The following is a 15,891-nucleotide window of genomic DNA, read 5'->3' as shown; positions in this document are numbered from 1 at the left end:
CTCACCCCGCATCCGACAACGTAGGTTATGGACATGCGACCAGAGCAGCTCGACCTCATCACGACGACCGGCGTGCCCACCCTCACCCCGGACGGGCGCCGCCTCGTGGTGGCCACCACGAGGCCGGACTTCGCCACGGACGGCTACACCGGCCAGCTGTGGCTCGTCGCCACGGACCGTTCCGCGCCGCCGCGGCGGCTCACCCGCGGCTACCGGGACTCGTCCCCCCGCGTCTCCCCGGACGGACGCCTCGTGGCCTTCCTGCGCGCGCCGGCCCCCGGCTCCGGCGACGGCGGCTCCCCGGCGGACTCGGCGCCCCAGCTCGCGATCCTGCCCCTGGCCGGTGGCGAGGCGCGCGTGGTCACCGACCGCCCCCTCGGCGTCAGGCAGTTCAACTGGTCGCCGGACTCGGCCTGGATCGTGTTCAGCGCCCCCGTCCCGGAGCCGGGCCGCTACGGCACCCTGGCCGACGTGGGGCCCGGGCAGGAGGACCCGCGGCTGCTCACGGGCCCGGACCACCGCGTCAACGGCCGCGGCTACACCGTGGACCAGCGCGCCCAGCTGTTCGAGCTCCCGGTGCCGGACGCCGACGCCGAGCCCGTGTTCGCCCCGCGCGGCCGTGCCGTGGCGCCGGCCGGCGAGGACGTCGGCCGCGCCGGCAGCACGGCCCGGCACGACGCGGCCGTGCCGCCCGCCCGGCAGCTCACCGGCGGCGAGCGGGAGGCCACCGACCCGGTGTACGCCGCGGACTGCCGCCACGTCTTCTTCACCACCACCCCGGCGGCCGGGTCCGGACTGGACCTGCGCACCGCCGTCGCGATGGTGGACGCCCGGACCGCGGACCCGGCGCACCCCGACGACGGCGCGGTCCGCCTCGTGGCCGGCGGCACCGCCGCGGAGGTGTCCTTCTCGGCGCCGTGCGTGTCCCGCAACGGCGAGTGGCTGTACCTGCAGGGGGTGCGCCTGGGCGCGACCGGGCTGGAGTTCGTGGCCGCCAACACGGGAGTCCACGCCGTGCCGGCGCCCACCGCCGTGCGGGACGCGACCACGGGCTGGGAGCGCCCGGCGCCCACCCTCGAGCCCCGCCTGCTCACGGACCCGGAGTCGATGGACTGCTCCGCCGGCCCGCTGCAGCCCTCCGGGCAGGACAACGTGCTGGCGCTGGCCGAGCACCGCGGCCGCACCGTGCTGGTGTGGATGTCCCACCACGGCCACCCCGAGGTCCTCGTGGACGGCCGCGGCGAGGTGCGGGGGGCGTCGGAGGCCGGGGGCACGCTGGCGGTGTCCTACACGACGGAGCAGTCCCCGGGCGTCGTCGGCCTCCAGCACCGGGGCACGGGGCTGACCGCGCTGTTCGACCCCAACGCCTCCTGGCGCGAGGAGCTGGCGCCCGTGGCCGGCCGGGAACGGGAGTACCCCGTGGACGGCGGCGCCGTGCACGGCTGGGTCTTCGTGCCGCCGGGCCCGGGCCCGCACCCGGTGCTGCTGACCGTCCACGGCGGCCCCTACGCGCAGTACACGTGGTCCTGGTTCGACGAGACGCAGGTGCTCGTGGCGGCCGGGTACGCCGTGGTCATGTGCAACCCCCGCGGCTCGAACGGCTACGGGGCGGCGCACGGGGCCGCGATCCGCGGCCGGCTGGGCACCGTGGACCGCGAGGACCTGCTGGGCTTCCTCGACGGCGCGCTGGCGGAGTTCGGCGCCGCCGGCACCGGCGAGCTGGACGGACAGCGGCTGGGCATCATGGGCGGGTCCTACGGGGGCTACATGAGCGCCTGGATCACCGCCCACGACCACCGCTTCACCGCGGCGATCGTCGAGCGCGGCTTCCTGGACCCGGACTCGGCCCTGGGCTCGAGCGACATCGGCTGGTTCTTCACGCCGCAGTACTTCGGCACCGACCCGGAGCAGGTGCGCGCGCAGAACCCGATGCGGCACGTGGACGGCGTGCGCACCCCCACCCTGGTCATCCACTCGGAACAGGACCTGCGCTGCCCGATCGAGCACGCCCAGCGGTACTACCAGGGGCTGTGGGCGCGCGGGGTGGAGGCCGAGCTGCTCGTCTTCCCGGGCGAGGACCACGAGCTGTCCCGTTCCGGGACCCCGTGGCACCGCCGGGCGCGCTTCGAGCACGTGCTGCGCTGGTGGGACCGGCACCTTCCGGTGGACCGGCGGCGCGGCTGAGGAACCGGCGGGGGCGGAGCCGGGGGCGGACACGGAAGTTACCCGCGAGTAGTATTCCGGGCATGACCGCTCCGACCGCCGGCCGTCCCGTCCCGGACCGCCCCGCCACCGCCTACCCCCACCTGTTCCGGCCCGTCACGGTCGGCCCGCTGCGCCTGGCCAACCGGGTGGTCATGGGCTCGATGCATGTGGGCCTGGAGGACGAGCCCCGGGACGCGCCCCGGCTGGCGGCCTTCTACGCCGAACGGGCACACGGGGGAGTGGGCCTCATCATCACCGGCGGCGTCGCGCCGGACCGGACCGGCCGGCTCACCCCGGGGGCCGGCACCCTGTCCTCGTGGCGCGAGGCCCGCGCGCACCGGATGGTCACCGAGGCGGTGCACGCCGAGGGCGGGCGGATCGCCCTCCAGCTGCTGCACGCCGGCCGCTACGCATACCACCCGCTGGCCGCCGGGCCGGACCGGTCACGGGCGCCGATCACCCCGTTCACGGCGCGCCGGCTCTCGTCCGGTGCCGTGGAGCGCACGGTGCGCCACGTGGTGCGCGCCGCGGGGTTCGCGCGGGCGGCCGGCTACGACGGGGTGGAGGTCATGGGCTCCGAGGGCTACCTCGTCAACGAGTTCCTGGCCCCGCGCACCAACCACCGCACCGATGCCTGGGGTGGGTCCGCCCGGCGGCGCCGGCGCGTGGCCACCGAGGTCGTCCGGAGGATCCGCGCGGCGGCCGGCCCGGACTTCCTCATCGCCTTCCGGCTGTCCGTGGTGGACCTGGTCCCCGAGGGCCAGACCCTCGCCGAGGTCCTCGACCTCGCCCGCGAGCTCGAGGCCGCCGGGGCGGACCTGCTGGACACCGGGATCGGCTGGCACGAGTCCCGGGTGCCGACCATCGCCACGTCCGTGCCGCGGGCCGCCTTCACCGACTTCACCCGCCGCGTCCGCGAGGTGGTGACCATCCCCGTGGCCGCCGCGAACCGCATCAACATGCCGGACACCGCCGAGCGGGTCCTGGCGGCCGGGCACGCCGACCTCGTCATGATGGCCCGGCCCCTGCTGGCCGACCCGCAGTGGGTGGCGAAGGCCGCCGCCGGGACCCCGGAGCGCATCAACACGTGCATCGCCTGCAACCAGGCCTGCCTCGACCACGCCTTCCAGGGCCGGCCCGCGACGTGCCTCGTCAACCCCCGGGCCGGCCGCGAGACGGACCCGGCGTTCCCGCCCCTGCCGGACCGTCCGCTGCTGCCCCTCGCCCCGGCTCCCGCCGCGCCCGCACTGCCACGGGCGCACCGGGCGGCGCCGGCGGCGGGGCGCCGCATCGCCGTCGTGGGCGCCGGCCCGGCGGGCCTGGCCGCCGCCACCGAGGCGGCAGCCCGTGGTCACCGCGTGGACCTCTTCGAGGCCGGGGCGGAGATCGGCGGGCAATTCCGCCTGGCCCGGGAGATCCCGGGCAAGGAGGAGTTCGCCGAGACCCTGCGCTACTTCGCCGTCCGCCTGGGGGAGACGGGCGTGCACGTGCGGCTCGGCCACGCCGTGGACGCGGCGGAGCTGCTCGCGGGCGGCTACGACCGGGTCGTCCTGGCCACCGGCGTGGTGCCGCGCGAGCCGGACCTGCCCGGCATCGACCGGCCGGAAGTGCACGCCTATCCGGATGTCGTGGCCGGGCGGGTGCGCTGCGGCGAGCGCGTGGCCGTGATCGGGGCCGGGGGCATCGGCTTCGACGTGGCCGGGCTGCTGTCCGAGCCCGGCGACGGCGGCCGGGGACCGGCGCTGGCGGACTGGCAGGCGCAGTGGGGCGTGGACCCGGACTTCGCCGGCCGGGGCGGGCTCACCACGCCGCGCCCGGCACCGCCGCCCCGGCGGGTGCACCTGGTGCAGCGCAGGGCGACGCCGATGGGCGCGGGCCTGGGGCGCACCACCGGCTGGGTGCACCGGGCCACGCTGCGCGCCCGCGGCGTCGAGTTCGTCACGGGCGCCCGCTACGTGCGGATCGACGACGCCGGCCTGCACCTCGAGGTGGACGGGGTCCCGCGCGTGCTGGCGGTGGACGACGTCGTCGTGTGCGCGGGCCAGGTCTCCCGGCGGGACCTGCACGCCCCGCTCGTGGCCGCCGGGGCCGACGTCGTCCTCGTGGGCGGGGCCGACGTGGCCGCCGAGCTGGACGCTCGCCGGGCGATCGAGCAGGCCACCCGCCTCGCGGCCCGGATCTAGCCGCCCGTAGACTGGCCCGCATGGCGACCGTCTACCAAGCGACCCTCGTTCCCTCCAAGATGGACCTGCTCGGCTCCTGGCTGTCCCAGCAGCCCTGGTCCGGGGAGGGTGAGCTCGAGAAGGTCGGGGCCTACCGCTTCGACGACCCCGAGGGCGAGGTCGGCATCGAGGCGCACCTGCTCCGGCGGGCCGGCCAGGAGGCGGTGCTCCACGTCCCGCTGTCCTACCGCGCCGCGCCCCTCGAGGGCGCCGAGCCCTACCTGCTGGGCACCGTGGACCACTCCGTGCTCGGCCGGCGCTGGGTGTACGACGCCATGGCCGACCCCGTGGCGACCGCCTGCTTCCTGCGCGCCCTGGAGGGGGAGCAGCAGCAGGCCGAGACCCACCTGTACGCCGAGGACGGCCAGTACATCGGCCACGAGCCGAACGAGGTGAGCGTGACGGTGCTGGGACCGGCGCCCGAGCGGGCCGGTCGCGTGCAGGTGCACCGCGTGGTGGCCAGCCCAGAGGACCCCGGATCGGAGCACCTCGCCGAGGCGCGCCGGCTCACGGCCACCTGGCCGGGCGGGCACGGCATCATCTTCTCCCTGCACACCGAGGGCTGACTCCGGACGGCCCAGGCCGTCCTCAGGGACGGCGCCCGTGCTCCTCGGGGGCCGTCGCGGCGTCCGGCACCCCCGTGGCCCGGGCCTCCCGGGGCACCGGCCGGGCCTCCGGCGCCGGCTCCCCGTCGAGCGCGGCGAGGTAGGACCGGGCCGCCTCCAGGACGGCGAGCGCCGCCTCCCGGTCGGCGGGGTGGCCGCCCAGGTGCTCGGTGGCGTCCTCGAGCCGGGTGAGCAGGGCGCTGCGGGACTGCCGCGCGACGAGCTCGGCCGCCCACCGGTCGTCGGCCCCCACGAGCCGCGCGGGCGGCATCGACGCCGGGGGATCGGCCTCCAGTCCGGTGGACTTGAGGTAGCGGACGCCGTCGACCACCCAGTGGTGCCGGGTCTCCCGCTCGACGGTCGCGTACGAGGCCCGGGGGAAGCGCCGGTGGCCCGCGAGGACGGCGACCCGGTCCCCGACCCGGAAGTGTGCGGCGGTGATGACGGTGCTCCTTCGGTCGGCGTCCCCGGCGCCCGTGGGGGCGCCGGCCGGTCCCTGCCGCAGGCTACGCCACGACCGGCCCGGACTAGAGGACCGTGAACCCCTCGGGCAGCGTGCCGCGGCCGGTGATGGCCATGACGAGGTCGACCGCCTGCCCGTTCTCGATCGCCAGCTCGGCGGCCAGGCGGATGACCTCCGGCCACGCCGCGTCCAGGGACGAGGGGACCTCCTGCCCCGTGGCGCGGGCCAGGTCGGCGGTGTGCACGGCCAGCTCGAACGTGCGGGTCGGCAGGTACCCCGCCAGGGTCATGGTGCCCACGGGCGTGCGCAGCCGGGCGTCGTCCGGGGTGCGGTCCACCACGGCCTGGGCCAGCACGCGGTCGCGCTCGATCGTGATGGCCGGCTCCTCGCCGAGGGCCTGCCCGGCGAGGCGGCCGCGCTCGGCGACGCCCTCGTCGTCGTGCCGGCCCCAGAAGGCTCGGTAGTACGCCACGGGCCCCTCCACGAACGGCGCCCCCGGCTCCGTGCCGGCCTCGAGGTAGGCGGTGACGTTGACGAGCGCCCGGTCCACGTGCCCGGCCAGGTCGCGGACGGTCCACTCACCGAGCCCCGGGGCCTCCCAGTCGGTGATCCGGGAGCAGACGCGGGCCAGCGCGTTCGAGGCGGCCCGGTAGGCCTCCACGTGCGGCCGGGGCGGGGGCCCCTCCTGGTGGGCCGGGAGGCGTTCGGTGGTCTGGTCGAAGCTGGCAGCGGTATCCGTCTCCATGGTCCACAGGATCACACGGGCCCGTGCCGTTGGCCAGAGTCGTCCCGCCAGGTCCCGGGACTGCGGTCCGGGCCCGGGCCGTGGCAGGATGAGCCGGGTGAGCAGCACCCCACCGTCCGCCCCCGTCCACCCGGCCGACCGCCACGACACCCTGCGCGTGGTCGGGGCGCGGCAGAACAACCTCAAGGACCTCGCCCTGGACCTGCCCAAGCGCCGGCTCACCGTGTTCACGGGCGTCTCCGGGTCCGGCAAGAGCTCGCTCGTCTTCGGCACGATCGCGGCGGAGTCGCAGCGGCTGATCAACGAGACGTACTCGAGCTTCGTCCAGGGGTTCATGCCCACCATGGACCGCCCGGACGTGGACGTGCTCGAGGGCCTGACGACCACGATCATCGTGGACCAGGAGCGGATGGGCTCGGACCCGCGGTCCACCCTGGGCACGGCCACGGACGTCAACGCCCAGCTGCGGATCCTGTTCAGCCGGCTGGGGGAGCCGCACATCGGCCCGCCCAACGCGTACTCCTTCAACGTCCCCTCGGTCTCCGCCTCCGGTGCCATCACCGTGGAGCGCGGCGGGAGGACGATCGCGGAGAAGGCGACCTTCAACCGGCTCGGCGGGATGTGCCCGCACTGCGAGGGCCGCGGGGCGGTGACGGACTTCGACCTCACCGCGATCGTGGACGAGGAGCGCACCCTGGCCGAGGGCGCCATCCTGGTGCCCGGCTACAGCATGGACGGCTGGTACGGGCGCATCTACGGCGGGGCCGGCTACTTCCCGCTGGACAAGCCGGTGAAGCGGTTCACCAAGCGCCAGCGCCACGACCTGCTCTACCGGGAGGCCACGAAGATCTCGGTCGACGGCATCAACCTCACCTACCTCGGGCTCATCCCGTCCATCCAGCGCTCCATGCTGAGCAAGGACCGCGAGGCCATGCAGCCGCACATCGGCCGGTTCGTGGACCGGGCGGTCACGTTCGCCACCTGCCCGGAGTGCGGGGGCACGCGGCTGGCGCCCGAGGCGCGGTCCTCGCTGATCCGGGGGAAGAACATCGCGGACGTGTGCGCGATGCAGGTCTCCGACCTCGCGCAGTGGGTCCGGGAGCTCGACGAGCCCTCGGTGGCCCCGCTGCGGCAGGCCCTCGTGGACACCCTGGACGGCTTCGTGGAGATCGGCCTGGGCTACCTGAGCCTGGACCGGCCGGCCGGGACGCTCTCCGGCGGCGAGGCCCAGCGCACCAAGATGATCCGGCACCTGGGCTCGTCCCTCACGGACGTCACCTACGTCTTCGACGAGCCCACCATCGGCCTGCACCCGCACGACATCGAGAAGATGAACCGGCTCCTGCTGGAGCTGCGGGACAAGGGCAACACCGTGCTGGTCGTCGAGCACAAGCCCGAGACGATCGCGATCGCGGACCACGTGGTGGACCTCGGCCCCGGCGCCGGCGCGGGGGGCGGACGGGTCACCTACCAGGGCGACCTCGCCGGGCTGCGCGCCTCGGACACCCTGACGGGACGGCACCTGGACGACCGGGCCCGGCTCAAGGACGCGGTCCGCCGGCCCACCGGGGCCCTCGAGGTGCGCGGGGCGGACACGAACAACCTGCGCGGGGTGGACGTCGACATCCCGCTGGGCGTGCTGGTGGCCGTCACCGGCGTGGCCGGGTCCGGCAAGAGCTCGCTGGTGAACGGCTCGGTCGCCGGCCGCGAGGGCGTGGTGGTGGTGGACCAGACGGCCATCAAGGGCTCCCGCCGGTCCAACCCGGCCACCTACACCGGACTGCTCGAACCCGTCCGCAAGGCCTTCGCCAAGGCCAACGGCGTCAAGCCCGCCCTGTTCAGCGCGAACTCCGAGGGCGCCTGTCCCACGTGCAAGGGTGCCGGGGTGATCTACACCGAGCTCGGCTTCCTGTCCACGGTGGCCTCCACGTGCCAGGACTGCGAGGGCCGCCGCTACCAGTCCGCGGTGCTGGAGTTCACCCTCGGCGGGCGCAACATCGCCGAGGTGCTGGAGATGTCGGTCGACGAGGCCGAGCGGTTCCTGGCCGAGGGCGAGGCCCGCGTCCCCGCCGCCCACAAGGTCCTGCTGCGCCTGGCCGACGTCGGGCTCGGGTACCTCACCCTCGGCCAGCCGCTCACCACCCTCTCCGGCGGGGAGCGCCAGCGCCTGAAGCTCGCCAACGAGATGGGCGCCGCCGGCGAGGTCTACGTGCTGGACGAGCCGACCACGGGGCTGCACCTGGCCGACGTCGAGAACCTGCTGGGACTGCTGGACCGGCTGGTGGACTCCGGGCGGACCGTGGTCGTCATCGAGCACCACCAGGCCGTCATGGCCCACGCGGACTGGATCGTGGACCTGGGCCCGGGGGCCGGGCACGACGGCGGCCGGGTCGTCTTCGAGGGCACGCCGGCCGAGCTGGTGGCCCGGTCCGGGACGGCGGGGGAGACCCTCACCGGCCGCCACCTCGCCGCGTACGTGGGGGCCTGAGCGGCTCCGGAGGACAGGACCGGAACGGCACTGCGCCCGGGAGGCACCGCCCTGGGGAAGCACCTGGCCGCGCCGGACCCCGCGTTCCTGGCCCTCGGGGTCCGCGCGGGCAGCGGCGAGCCGGGGGAGTCGGCAGGCGGCGGGGACAGCTACCGTCCGTGCCGGGCGGCGGGGGAGTACGCCTCCGAGCAGTCGGGGCTCGAGGCGGCCAAGCTGGTGGCGGTCGGGACGATCCGCGAGGCCCGGACCGGTGACGGTCGGCGCCGGCAGCGATCGTCCCCACAGCCCATGGGCCCGCAGCTAGAGGAGAAGCGGCCCGGCCCGTCAAACGCGGTCTGACGAGGAGAAATACGGGGTCCGGGCGAGGCCGCGCGGGTACGCTGTCGAACGACCGCACTCGGCGGCCACTCGACACCGTAGGGGATTCCATGAGCCATTCCGACCAGTCCTTCCAGCAGCCTCCCGCCCAGCAGTTCCCGTCCGAGCAGCCCGGCGGGTTCTACATGACCCAGTCCGCCCAGCAGGTGGAGGCGGAGAAGGCCGCACAGATGTCCCTCATCCTGGGCATCCTCGGCCTGTTCTTCTTCGGCCTCGTCCTCGGACCCATCGCCATCATCCAGGCCAACAAGGCCGAGAAGCTGGGCAAGGCGGCCACGGCCGGCAAGGTGCTGGGCTGGATCGACACGATCTGGGGGCTGCTGGCCATCGTCATCTTCTTCCTCATGATGGGCAGCATCCTCGCCATGAGCGGCTACTAGGCCTCACCGCGCGGGGGCGGCCGTGTCCGGGGACGCACCGTCCCGGGCCGGCCGCCCCCGGCATGTCCGGGCCTCGGGGACGGCCGGACCGCCTGGGACCGCGCATGCGCCCGGAGAGGGGCCGCGCGGGGGCCAGACACGAGCATCCTCCCACGTGGGAGGGGGATCCGGGGGCCTCGGGCGCATGGTAGCCTGCGACCGGCCCACGTGGGCCCACGAGAACGGAGCACCGTGATGAGCCAGGACATCCCCGAGCCCCACCCGGGGCAGCAGTACCCGTACCCCGCCCCGCCGCCGTACGCCCAGGGCGGCCAGTACCCGCCCCTCCAGTCTGGCCAGACGGCGACCCCCGGGTACGCACCCGGCTACTATGCACCGGCCCTGCAGCCGGCTCCCGGGGCGAAGGACGCCCAGTACGCCATGCTGTTCGGCATCCTGGCCCTGGTGACCATCGGCATCGTGTTCGGACCGATGGCCATCCACTACGCCAACAAGGCCCGCCGGGCCGGGGCCGATGCCACCGTGGGCCGGGTCCTCGGGTGGATCGGCACCGGGTTCGGCGTGCTGGCCATCCTGTACATCTTGGTCGTCCTGGTCGTGGTCTTCGCCGCGGCCACGGGCAGCAGCACGTACTGAGCGGGGCTGGTCCGTGCCGGCACCTCGCGGGCCGACCGGTGGACGCGTCGGGCGGGTGGGGTGCGCCCGGACCCCACGGTTCCCGCGCCCCCTCCGGACCCTTGGCCAGAGCGCCGATAAGCTGCATTATGTCAAGTAGCATCGAGCGGCCCCTCCTCCGGGGCCGCGCTCAGGGCTCCGTCCGCCGGCGTCCGTCCCCGCGGGCGGGCTTCCGCGCCCCGGAGGCGGCCACCGAGGGCGACGGACCGGTGGGCTCCGCGGCCCCGGAGCCGCCGGCGCCGCCCATGCTGCGCAGGTCCAGGACCGTGTTGGTCCGCGGCGGCTTGTACCAGCCGACCGTCCGTCCCCGGAGCGCCTGCAGCAGCGAGGCGTAGAGCAGCCAGGCGCGCAACGGCTCGTAGATGACCCGGTACAGGGGCACGATGAGCAGGTGCGTCCACGACTCGCGGACCATCCAGATCGCGATGACGCAGATGACCGCGTGGATGCCCACCACGAGGGCGCCGAAGGCCGCGAGGGGCTGCCAGTTCCCCGCGGCGAGGTTGAGGACGGCCATCAGGATGGTCAGGGGCAGGAACAGCAGCGGGATCACCGTGGCCAGCATGGCGTAGGGCAGGGCGACCAGGCCGAGGAAGCCGTAGCGTGGCCGGAACAGCATCCCGGCGTGCTTCCACAGCGCCTGGAGGTTGCCGTAGGTCCAGCGCAGCCTCTGCCTGGCCAGTCCCCGGGCCGTCACCGGCGCCTCGGTGTACGCCACCGCCTCGTTCTCCTGCACCACGGCCCAGCCGAGCTCCTGCAGGGTCATGGTCAGGTCGGCGTCCTCGGCCAGGGTGTCGTGGGAGTAGCCGCCCGCGGCGCGGATGGCCTCGGCGTTCCAGGCCCCGCAGGCACCCGGGACGATGGTGATCGCCCCGGCGACCCCCTCCCCCATCCGGGTCACGCAGATGCCGGAGATGTACTCCAGGGACTGCCACATCGTGAGCACGCCGGTGCGGTTGCCCACCTTGATGTGCCCGGCCACCGCCCCGACGGGGCGGTCGCCCGCGGGCTCGTGGAAGTGGCGGGCGAGCATCCGGATGGCCTGGGGCTCGAACAGCGTGTCCCCGTCCAGGGTGACGATGATCTGCCCGGCGGCGACCATGAGCCCGTGGTTGATGGCGGTGGACTTGCCCCCGTTGGCCTGGGTGAGCACCCGCAGCTGCGGCCACTGCCGCGCCACGTCGCGCAGGATCTCCAGGGTGCGGTCCGTGGAGCCGTCGTCCACGGCGATGACCTCCAGGTGCGGGTAGTCGCTCGCGGCCAGGGCGTCCAGGGTGCGGGCGACCACGGGCTCCTCGTTGAACACGGGCAGGATCACCGAGACGAGGGGAAGCTCCTCCTCCGGGATCCGCCGCCACGCCCGCCTCCGCTGCCGGCGGTGCCCCACCAGAGCCAGGACCACGTACAGCGCGGACATCAGCGTCAGGGACCCGATGCCGAACCAGAACAGCCAGGACATGACCACGTCCGGGGCCACCGTCAGGCCGAAGAGCGTCACCTGGGTCGTGTGGTCGGCCAGCTCGGACTCCACCGGCGCGGCCGACGGGTCGTCGTCCGGGACGATGGCGTCCACGGTGGTGAACGTGTACCCGGCGGCCTTGGCCTCGTCGACCAGCTCCTGGACGGCGGCCACGGTCGGGCTGCGGTCCCCGCCGCCGTCGTGCATCAGCACCACATGGCCGGCGCCGTCGAGCTCGGGGACGGTCACGGACTCGTCGCCGTGGACGCGCCAGTCCAGGGTGTCGAGGTCGAAGTCCACGTGGAGGTACCCCAGCTGCTGGGCCTCGAGGAGCTGCCGGGGGTGGCGGTCGGGGTCGCCGTAGGGCAGGCGCCACAGGCGCGACTCGTAGCGGGCCACGGAACGCATGGTCCGGTCGGTGGCGATCAGTTCCTCCCGGTCCAGGACCGTCCAGTCGTCCCAGAGCGTGTGCGTGGTGGTGTGGTTGCCGACCGCGTGGCCCTCCCGGAGGATCCGCCGGAACAGGGCCTGTTGCTCGACGATGCTGTTGCCGGTCGTGAAGAACGTGGCCGGCACGCCCTCGGCGGACAGGATGTCGAGGATCTGGCTCGTGTAGGGCTCGGCGGGGCCGTCGTCGAAGGTCAGCACGAGGGTCTTGTCCGGCACCTCCCCGAAGCGTTCCATGGCGTAGGGGCTGTCCCCCACGGTCCGCTCCTCCTCCGCCGTCAGGGTCCGGAGGACCCCGTCGCCGAACGGGTCCTGCAGGACCGTCCGTCCTCCCACCTCCCGGACCAGCCCGATGCGGGAGAAGGGATTGGCCTCCGTGCCCAGGATCGGGATGTGCTCCGCGTCGCCCGTGGCGAGCACGTCCCGCGGGTAGTCCGCGTCCTGGTTGACCACCGGCGTGGACCCGGCGGGAGGGGTCATGGCCTGGGCCACGAGCCAGGCGCCGAGGCCGCTGACCAGCGCCATGCCCAGCAGCAGGACCGTGAGGATCCGGCGCCAGCGCTTGCCCGTGGGATCGAAGAACACGGGCGGCAGGGCCGTGCTCCCCGTCCGCGCGGACGCGCGACGGGCCATCGCCCCTCCCCTGCCCCCTCCTGGTGGATCCTGGCGTCTCCCGGCATGACCCTGTGTCACCGGACACTCCTCCCTGTGGGAACGGACCGCCCGCGGGCCCCGTACCGCGGGGTGCTCCAGTAGGAACGTAGGGCTGCCCGGAGGGGCCGGACAGCGTGGTCCGTACTCGTCCGGTACCTGCCCGCGGGCGACGTGGCACGCTCCGGGCCCTGGCCTGCGGTCGGCGAGCCACGCCGCCCGCGGGCCCGATGGACAGGCCGGGCGTCCTCGGGCACGCTGGCCCCATGACAGGTGCTCGCCCGTGCCCTCGGCGCCGCCGAACCCGGTGGCCGGCCCGCGCCGGTGTCGTCGCGCTGGCGGCCGCGCTCCTGGTGGGGTGCGCCGCTCCGGGCCGCTCCGCCGACCCGGCTCCGCCGTGGTTCGGCGGCTACGACGACGTCCAGGTGACCGAGGACTCGCCCGGCACGCCCTCCCAGACGACCGTGCTCTCCTTCGTGGTGGCCGATCCGGAGGACCCGTGCGCCCCCTCGTGGGGGGCCGCCCACGACCTGGACGACGCCGCGGCCACGCTCGGCCTCGAGGACCGCGTCCGGGACCTGCGGGCGGGCGGGGACGAGGTCGCCGTCTCGTTCGGCGGCGCCCACCACCAGGAACTGGCCACCGTGTGCGAGGACGCCGGCCGCCTGGCCGCCGCGTACGCGGCGGTGGTGGAGCGGTACGGGGTGGACGTCGTGGACCTGGACGTCGAGGCGGACGACCTGGGCCGCTCCGAGGCCAATGCGCGGCGCGGCGAGGCCCTCGCGCGCCTGCAGCGGCAGCGTCCCGCCGACCGGCCCCTCCAGGTGTGGCTCACCGTCCCGGTCGGCGTGGAGGGGCTGGAGGAGGACGCCCGTGCGCTCGTCGCCGACACCCTCGCGGCCGGCGTGGACGTGACGGGGGTCAACCTCATGACGATGAACTTCGGCCAGGGCGCCCCGGACGTGGCCGCCCAGGCGGAGGCCGCCGCCCGCGCCGCGGTGCCCCAGGTGGGCTCGCTGTACGCCGAGGCGGGCCAGTCCCTCGCGGACGACCGGGCCTGGCACCGCATCGGCCTCACGCCGATGATCGGGCAGAACGACATCGACGGCGAGGTCCTGGACCTGGACGCGGCCCGCGAGGTGAACCGGTTCGCGCGGGACCAGGGCGTGGGCCGGGTCTCGTACTGGTCGCGGGACCGCGACCGGCCCTGCCCTCCCGGGGACGGCGGCCATCCGCCCGTGCACGACTGCAGCGGGGTGGACCAGCGTCCCGGGGACTTCGCCGAGGCCCTCGGTGCCGAGCTGGCCCCGGTCCCGCCCCGCGCAGCGCCCTGAACCGCGCCCGCCGGGTCCCCGGCGGCACGGTGGCCCCGTCGGCCCGCTCCCCCTGACACGGGCCCGCCGCCTGTCCTAGGGTCGGGGCACGCCGAGGGGCAAACCGTGCCCCCGTCCACCGAAGGAGCCGCCATGCACGATCCCCACGCCCTGGCCGAGGCCGAGACCTACCTGGTCCACGTGCTGGAGACCTCCACTCCCCCGCGGGACGCCGCGGCGTTCAACCTCACCGCTGCGGCGACCGACTTCCACGAGACCACCGGCTCGTGGGACCTCCGGCAGGCCGGGCCGGACGCGGTCGAGGAGCTGCTGGCACGGCACGCGCGGTAGCCGCCGCCGGAGCGACCGGCACGGCGTCGAGCACCCCGACGGGACCTGCTGGACCGCCGCTCAGGCGGCCGGCTCCAACAGGGCCGGACGCCGGCGGAAGACCTCCGTCGCCCCCTCGAACGCCCGCCCCCAGCGCAACAGCCGCACGTCGTCGAAGTGGTCGGCGACGAACTGGAACCCCACCGGCAGCCCCCCGGGCGTGAACCCTCCCGGCACGCCGAGGGCCGGCAGCCCGGTGGCGGAGACCACGCACGCCGAGCGCATCCAGTCCAGGTAGGTCTCGCAGCCCACCCCGGCCACGGAGGCCGGGTACCGCAGCGTGGCGTCGAAGGGCAGGACCTGCGCCGTGGGCGTCAGGAACAGGTCGTACCGGGCGAAGAAGTCCCGGACGCGGCGCTGCAGCCGGGTCCGGGCGGCGGTCACGGCGATCCAGTCCCGGGCCGTGAGCCGCCGTCCCTGCTCCACGTTCCAGGCGATCTCCGGCTTGACCCGGTCCGGGTGGGCGTCCACGACGTCCCCCAGGTGCGCCGCGAAGTGCATCGCCCGCGTCGCGGCGAACACCCGGTCGGCCTCGCGCAGGTCGATGGCCGCCTCCTCGACGACGGCGCAGAGGTCCTCGAACACCCGCAGGCGGGCCTCGAGCACGGCCAGCACGGCGGGCTCGACCGGGATCCCGATCCCCAGGTCCGGGGACCAGCCGATGCGAACGCCGCCCAGTGGGGCGCCGTCGGGCTCCTGCCCCGGCAGCCCGGCGAACGACTCCGCCGTCAGCGGCGCGGCCGGGGACACCTCCGGGACGGGCCCGGCGACGGCGGCCATGAACAGCGCGACGTCCTCCACCGTCCGGGCCATCGGCCCGGTGCGGCCGAGCCACTGCCAGGCGTCGAGGGGAGACGGCGCGGGGATCACCCCGTACGAGGGGCGGAAGCCGACCACGTTGCAGAACGAGGCGGGGATCCGCACGGACCCGCCCATGTCGCTGCCGTCGCCCAGCGGCTGGATGCGCGCGGCCAGGGCCGCGGCGAGTCCCCCGCTGGAGCCGCCCGCGCTGCGGTCGGGGGCGTAGGGGTTCGTGGTGGTCCCGAAGACGTCGTTGAAGGTGTGGGAGCCGGCGGCGAACTCCGGGACGTTGTTCTTGCCGGTCGTCACGACGCCGGCTGCCCGCAGGCGGGCGATGACCAGGTCGTCCTGGCGCGGGACCTGGTCCCGGAGGACGGTGGACCCCTGCGTGGTCCGCATCCCCCGCGTGCGGTGGGTGTCCTTGTGGGTCATCGGCAGCCCGTGCAACGGGCCCAGGAGCCGCCCGGCGGCCGCGGCCGCGTCGGCGCGCTTCGCGGCCGCCAGCGCGCCCTCGGGGTCCAGGGTCACCACGGCGTTGACCACCGGGTTGACCTCCTCGATGCGGCGCAGGTGCGCCTCGACGAGTTCCCGGGAGGACAGCTCCCGGGAGCGCAGCATCGCCACCAGGCCGACGGCGCCCGTCTCCAGCAGGTCGGTCATCGCGGCTCC

The 15,891-nt window shown here is 75.0% G+C and carries 12 protein-coding genes; 8 read left to right on the top strand and 4 right to left on the bottom strand.

The window, feature by feature from the left end; all coding sequences use genetic code 11:
• The first annotated feature begins 33 nt into the window (after positions 1-33).
• The 3 genes from E7744_RS07510 to E7744_RS07500 all read left to right on the top strand — a co-directional run bounded on the left by E7744_RS07510 (position 34) and on the right by E7744_RS07500 (position 4,993).
• Positions 34-2,184 carry a S9 family peptidase gene (locus E7744_RS07510; protein ID WP_137774921.1) on the top strand — a complete coding sequence of 717 codons (2,151 nt, stop codon included), beginning with the start codon at positions 34-36 and terminating at the stop codon, positions 2,182-2,184.
• A gap of 62 nt (positions 2,185-2,246) precedes the next feature.
• Positions 2,247-4,388 carry an FAD-dependent oxidoreductase gene (locus tag E7744_RS07505; RefSeq protein WP_137773585.1) on the top strand — a complete coding sequence of 714 codons (2,142 nt, stop codon included), beginning with the start codon at positions 2,247-2,249 and terminating at the stop codon, positions 4,386-4,388.
• 20 nt (positions 4,389-4,408) lie between these two features.
• The gene (locus E7744_RS07500) at positions 4,409-4,993 is read left to right on the top strand and encodes a hypothetical protein (RefSeq protein ID WP_137773584.1); all 585 of its coding nucleotides are present in this window, start codon (positions 4,409-4,411) and stop codon (positions 4,991-4,993) included.
• 22 nt (positions 4,994-5,015) lie between these two features.
• Here E7744_RS07500 and E7744_RS07495 read toward each other — a convergent pair whose 3' ends face one another.
• The gene (locus tag E7744_RS07495; protein ID WP_137773583.1) at positions 5,016-5,363 is read right to left on the bottom strand and encodes a hypothetical protein; all 348 of its coding nucleotides are present in this window, start codon (positions 5,361-5,363) and stop codon (positions 5,016-5,018) included.
• Between the two features lie 196 nt (positions 5,364-5,559).
• Positions 5,560-6,240 carry a maleylpyruvate isomerase N-terminal domain-containing protein gene (locus E7744_RS07490; protein ID WP_137773582.1) on the bottom strand — a complete coding sequence of 227 codons (681 nt, stop codon included), beginning with the start codon at positions 6,238-6,240 and terminating at the stop codon, positions 5,560-5,562.
• Between the two features lie 88 nt (positions 6,241-6,328).
• On the opposite strand from E7744_RS07490, the gene E7744_RS07485 reads away from it, so the two are divergent.
• From E7744_RS07485 to E7744_RS07475, 3 genes are all read left to right on the top strand, one after another.
• Positions 6,329-8,728 (top strand): excinuclease ABC subunit UvrA, encoded by a 2,400-nt coding sequence (locus tag E7744_RS07485; RefSeq protein WP_137773581.1) that lies wholly within the window; start codon positions 6,329-6,331, stop codon positions 8,726-8,728.
• Positions 8,729-9,156: 428 nt separating this feature from the next.
• Positions 9,157-9,486: a DUF4190 domain-containing protein gene (locus E7744_RS07480; protein ID WP_137773580.1), complete on the top strand. Its 330-nt coding sequence runs from the start codon at positions 9,157-9,159 to the stop codon at positions 9,484-9,486.
• A gap of 234 nt (positions 9,487-9,720) precedes the next feature.
• Positions 9,721-10,122 carry a hypothetical protein gene (locus E7744_RS07475; RefSeq protein WP_137773579.1) on the top strand — a complete coding sequence of 134 codons (402 nt, stop codon included), beginning with the start codon at positions 9,721-9,723 and terminating at the stop codon, positions 10,120-10,122.
• Between the two features lie 169 nt (positions 10,123-10,291).
• On the opposite strand, the gene E7744_RS07470 is transcribed toward E7744_RS07475, so the two are convergent.
• Entirely contained in the window at positions 10,292-12,700 is a 2,409-nt protein-coding gene (locus E7744_RS07470) for a bifunctional polysaccharide deacetylase/glycosyltransferase family 2 protein (protein WP_137773578.1), read from the bottom strand.
• A 284-nt stretch (positions 12,701-12,984) separates the two neighbouring features.
• On the opposite strand from E7744_RS07470, the gene E7744_RS07465 reads away from it, so the two are divergent.
• Entirely contained in the window at positions 12,985-14,052 is a 1,068-nt protein-coding gene (locus tag E7744_RS07465) for a glycosyl hydrolase (protein ID WP_137773577.1), read from the top strand.
• 132 nt (positions 14,053-14,184) lie between these two features.
• Positions 14,185-14,382, top strand: coding sequence for a hypothetical protein (locus E7744_RS07460; protein ID WP_137773576.1), 198 nt, complete (start codon positions 14,185-14,187; stop codon positions 14,380-14,382).
• A 60-nt stretch (positions 14,383-14,442) separates the two neighbouring features.
• On the opposite strand, the gene E7744_RS07455 is transcribed toward E7744_RS07460, so the two are convergent.
• Positions 14,443-15,882 carry an amidase gene (locus E7744_RS07455; RefSeq protein WP_137773575.1) on the bottom strand — a complete coding sequence of 480 codons (1,440 nt, stop codon included), beginning with the start codon at positions 15,880-15,882 and terminating at the stop codon, positions 14,443-14,445.
• Positions 15,883-15,891: the final 9 nt, after the last annotated feature.

It is taken from the genome of Citricoccus sp. SGAir0253 (assembly GCF_005877055.1).
Taxonomy (GTDB): domain Bacteria; phylum Actinomycetota; class Actinomycetes; order Actinomycetales; family Micrococcaceae; genus Citricoccus.
This window is presented reverse-complemented; position numbering and strand designations above follow the sequence as displayed.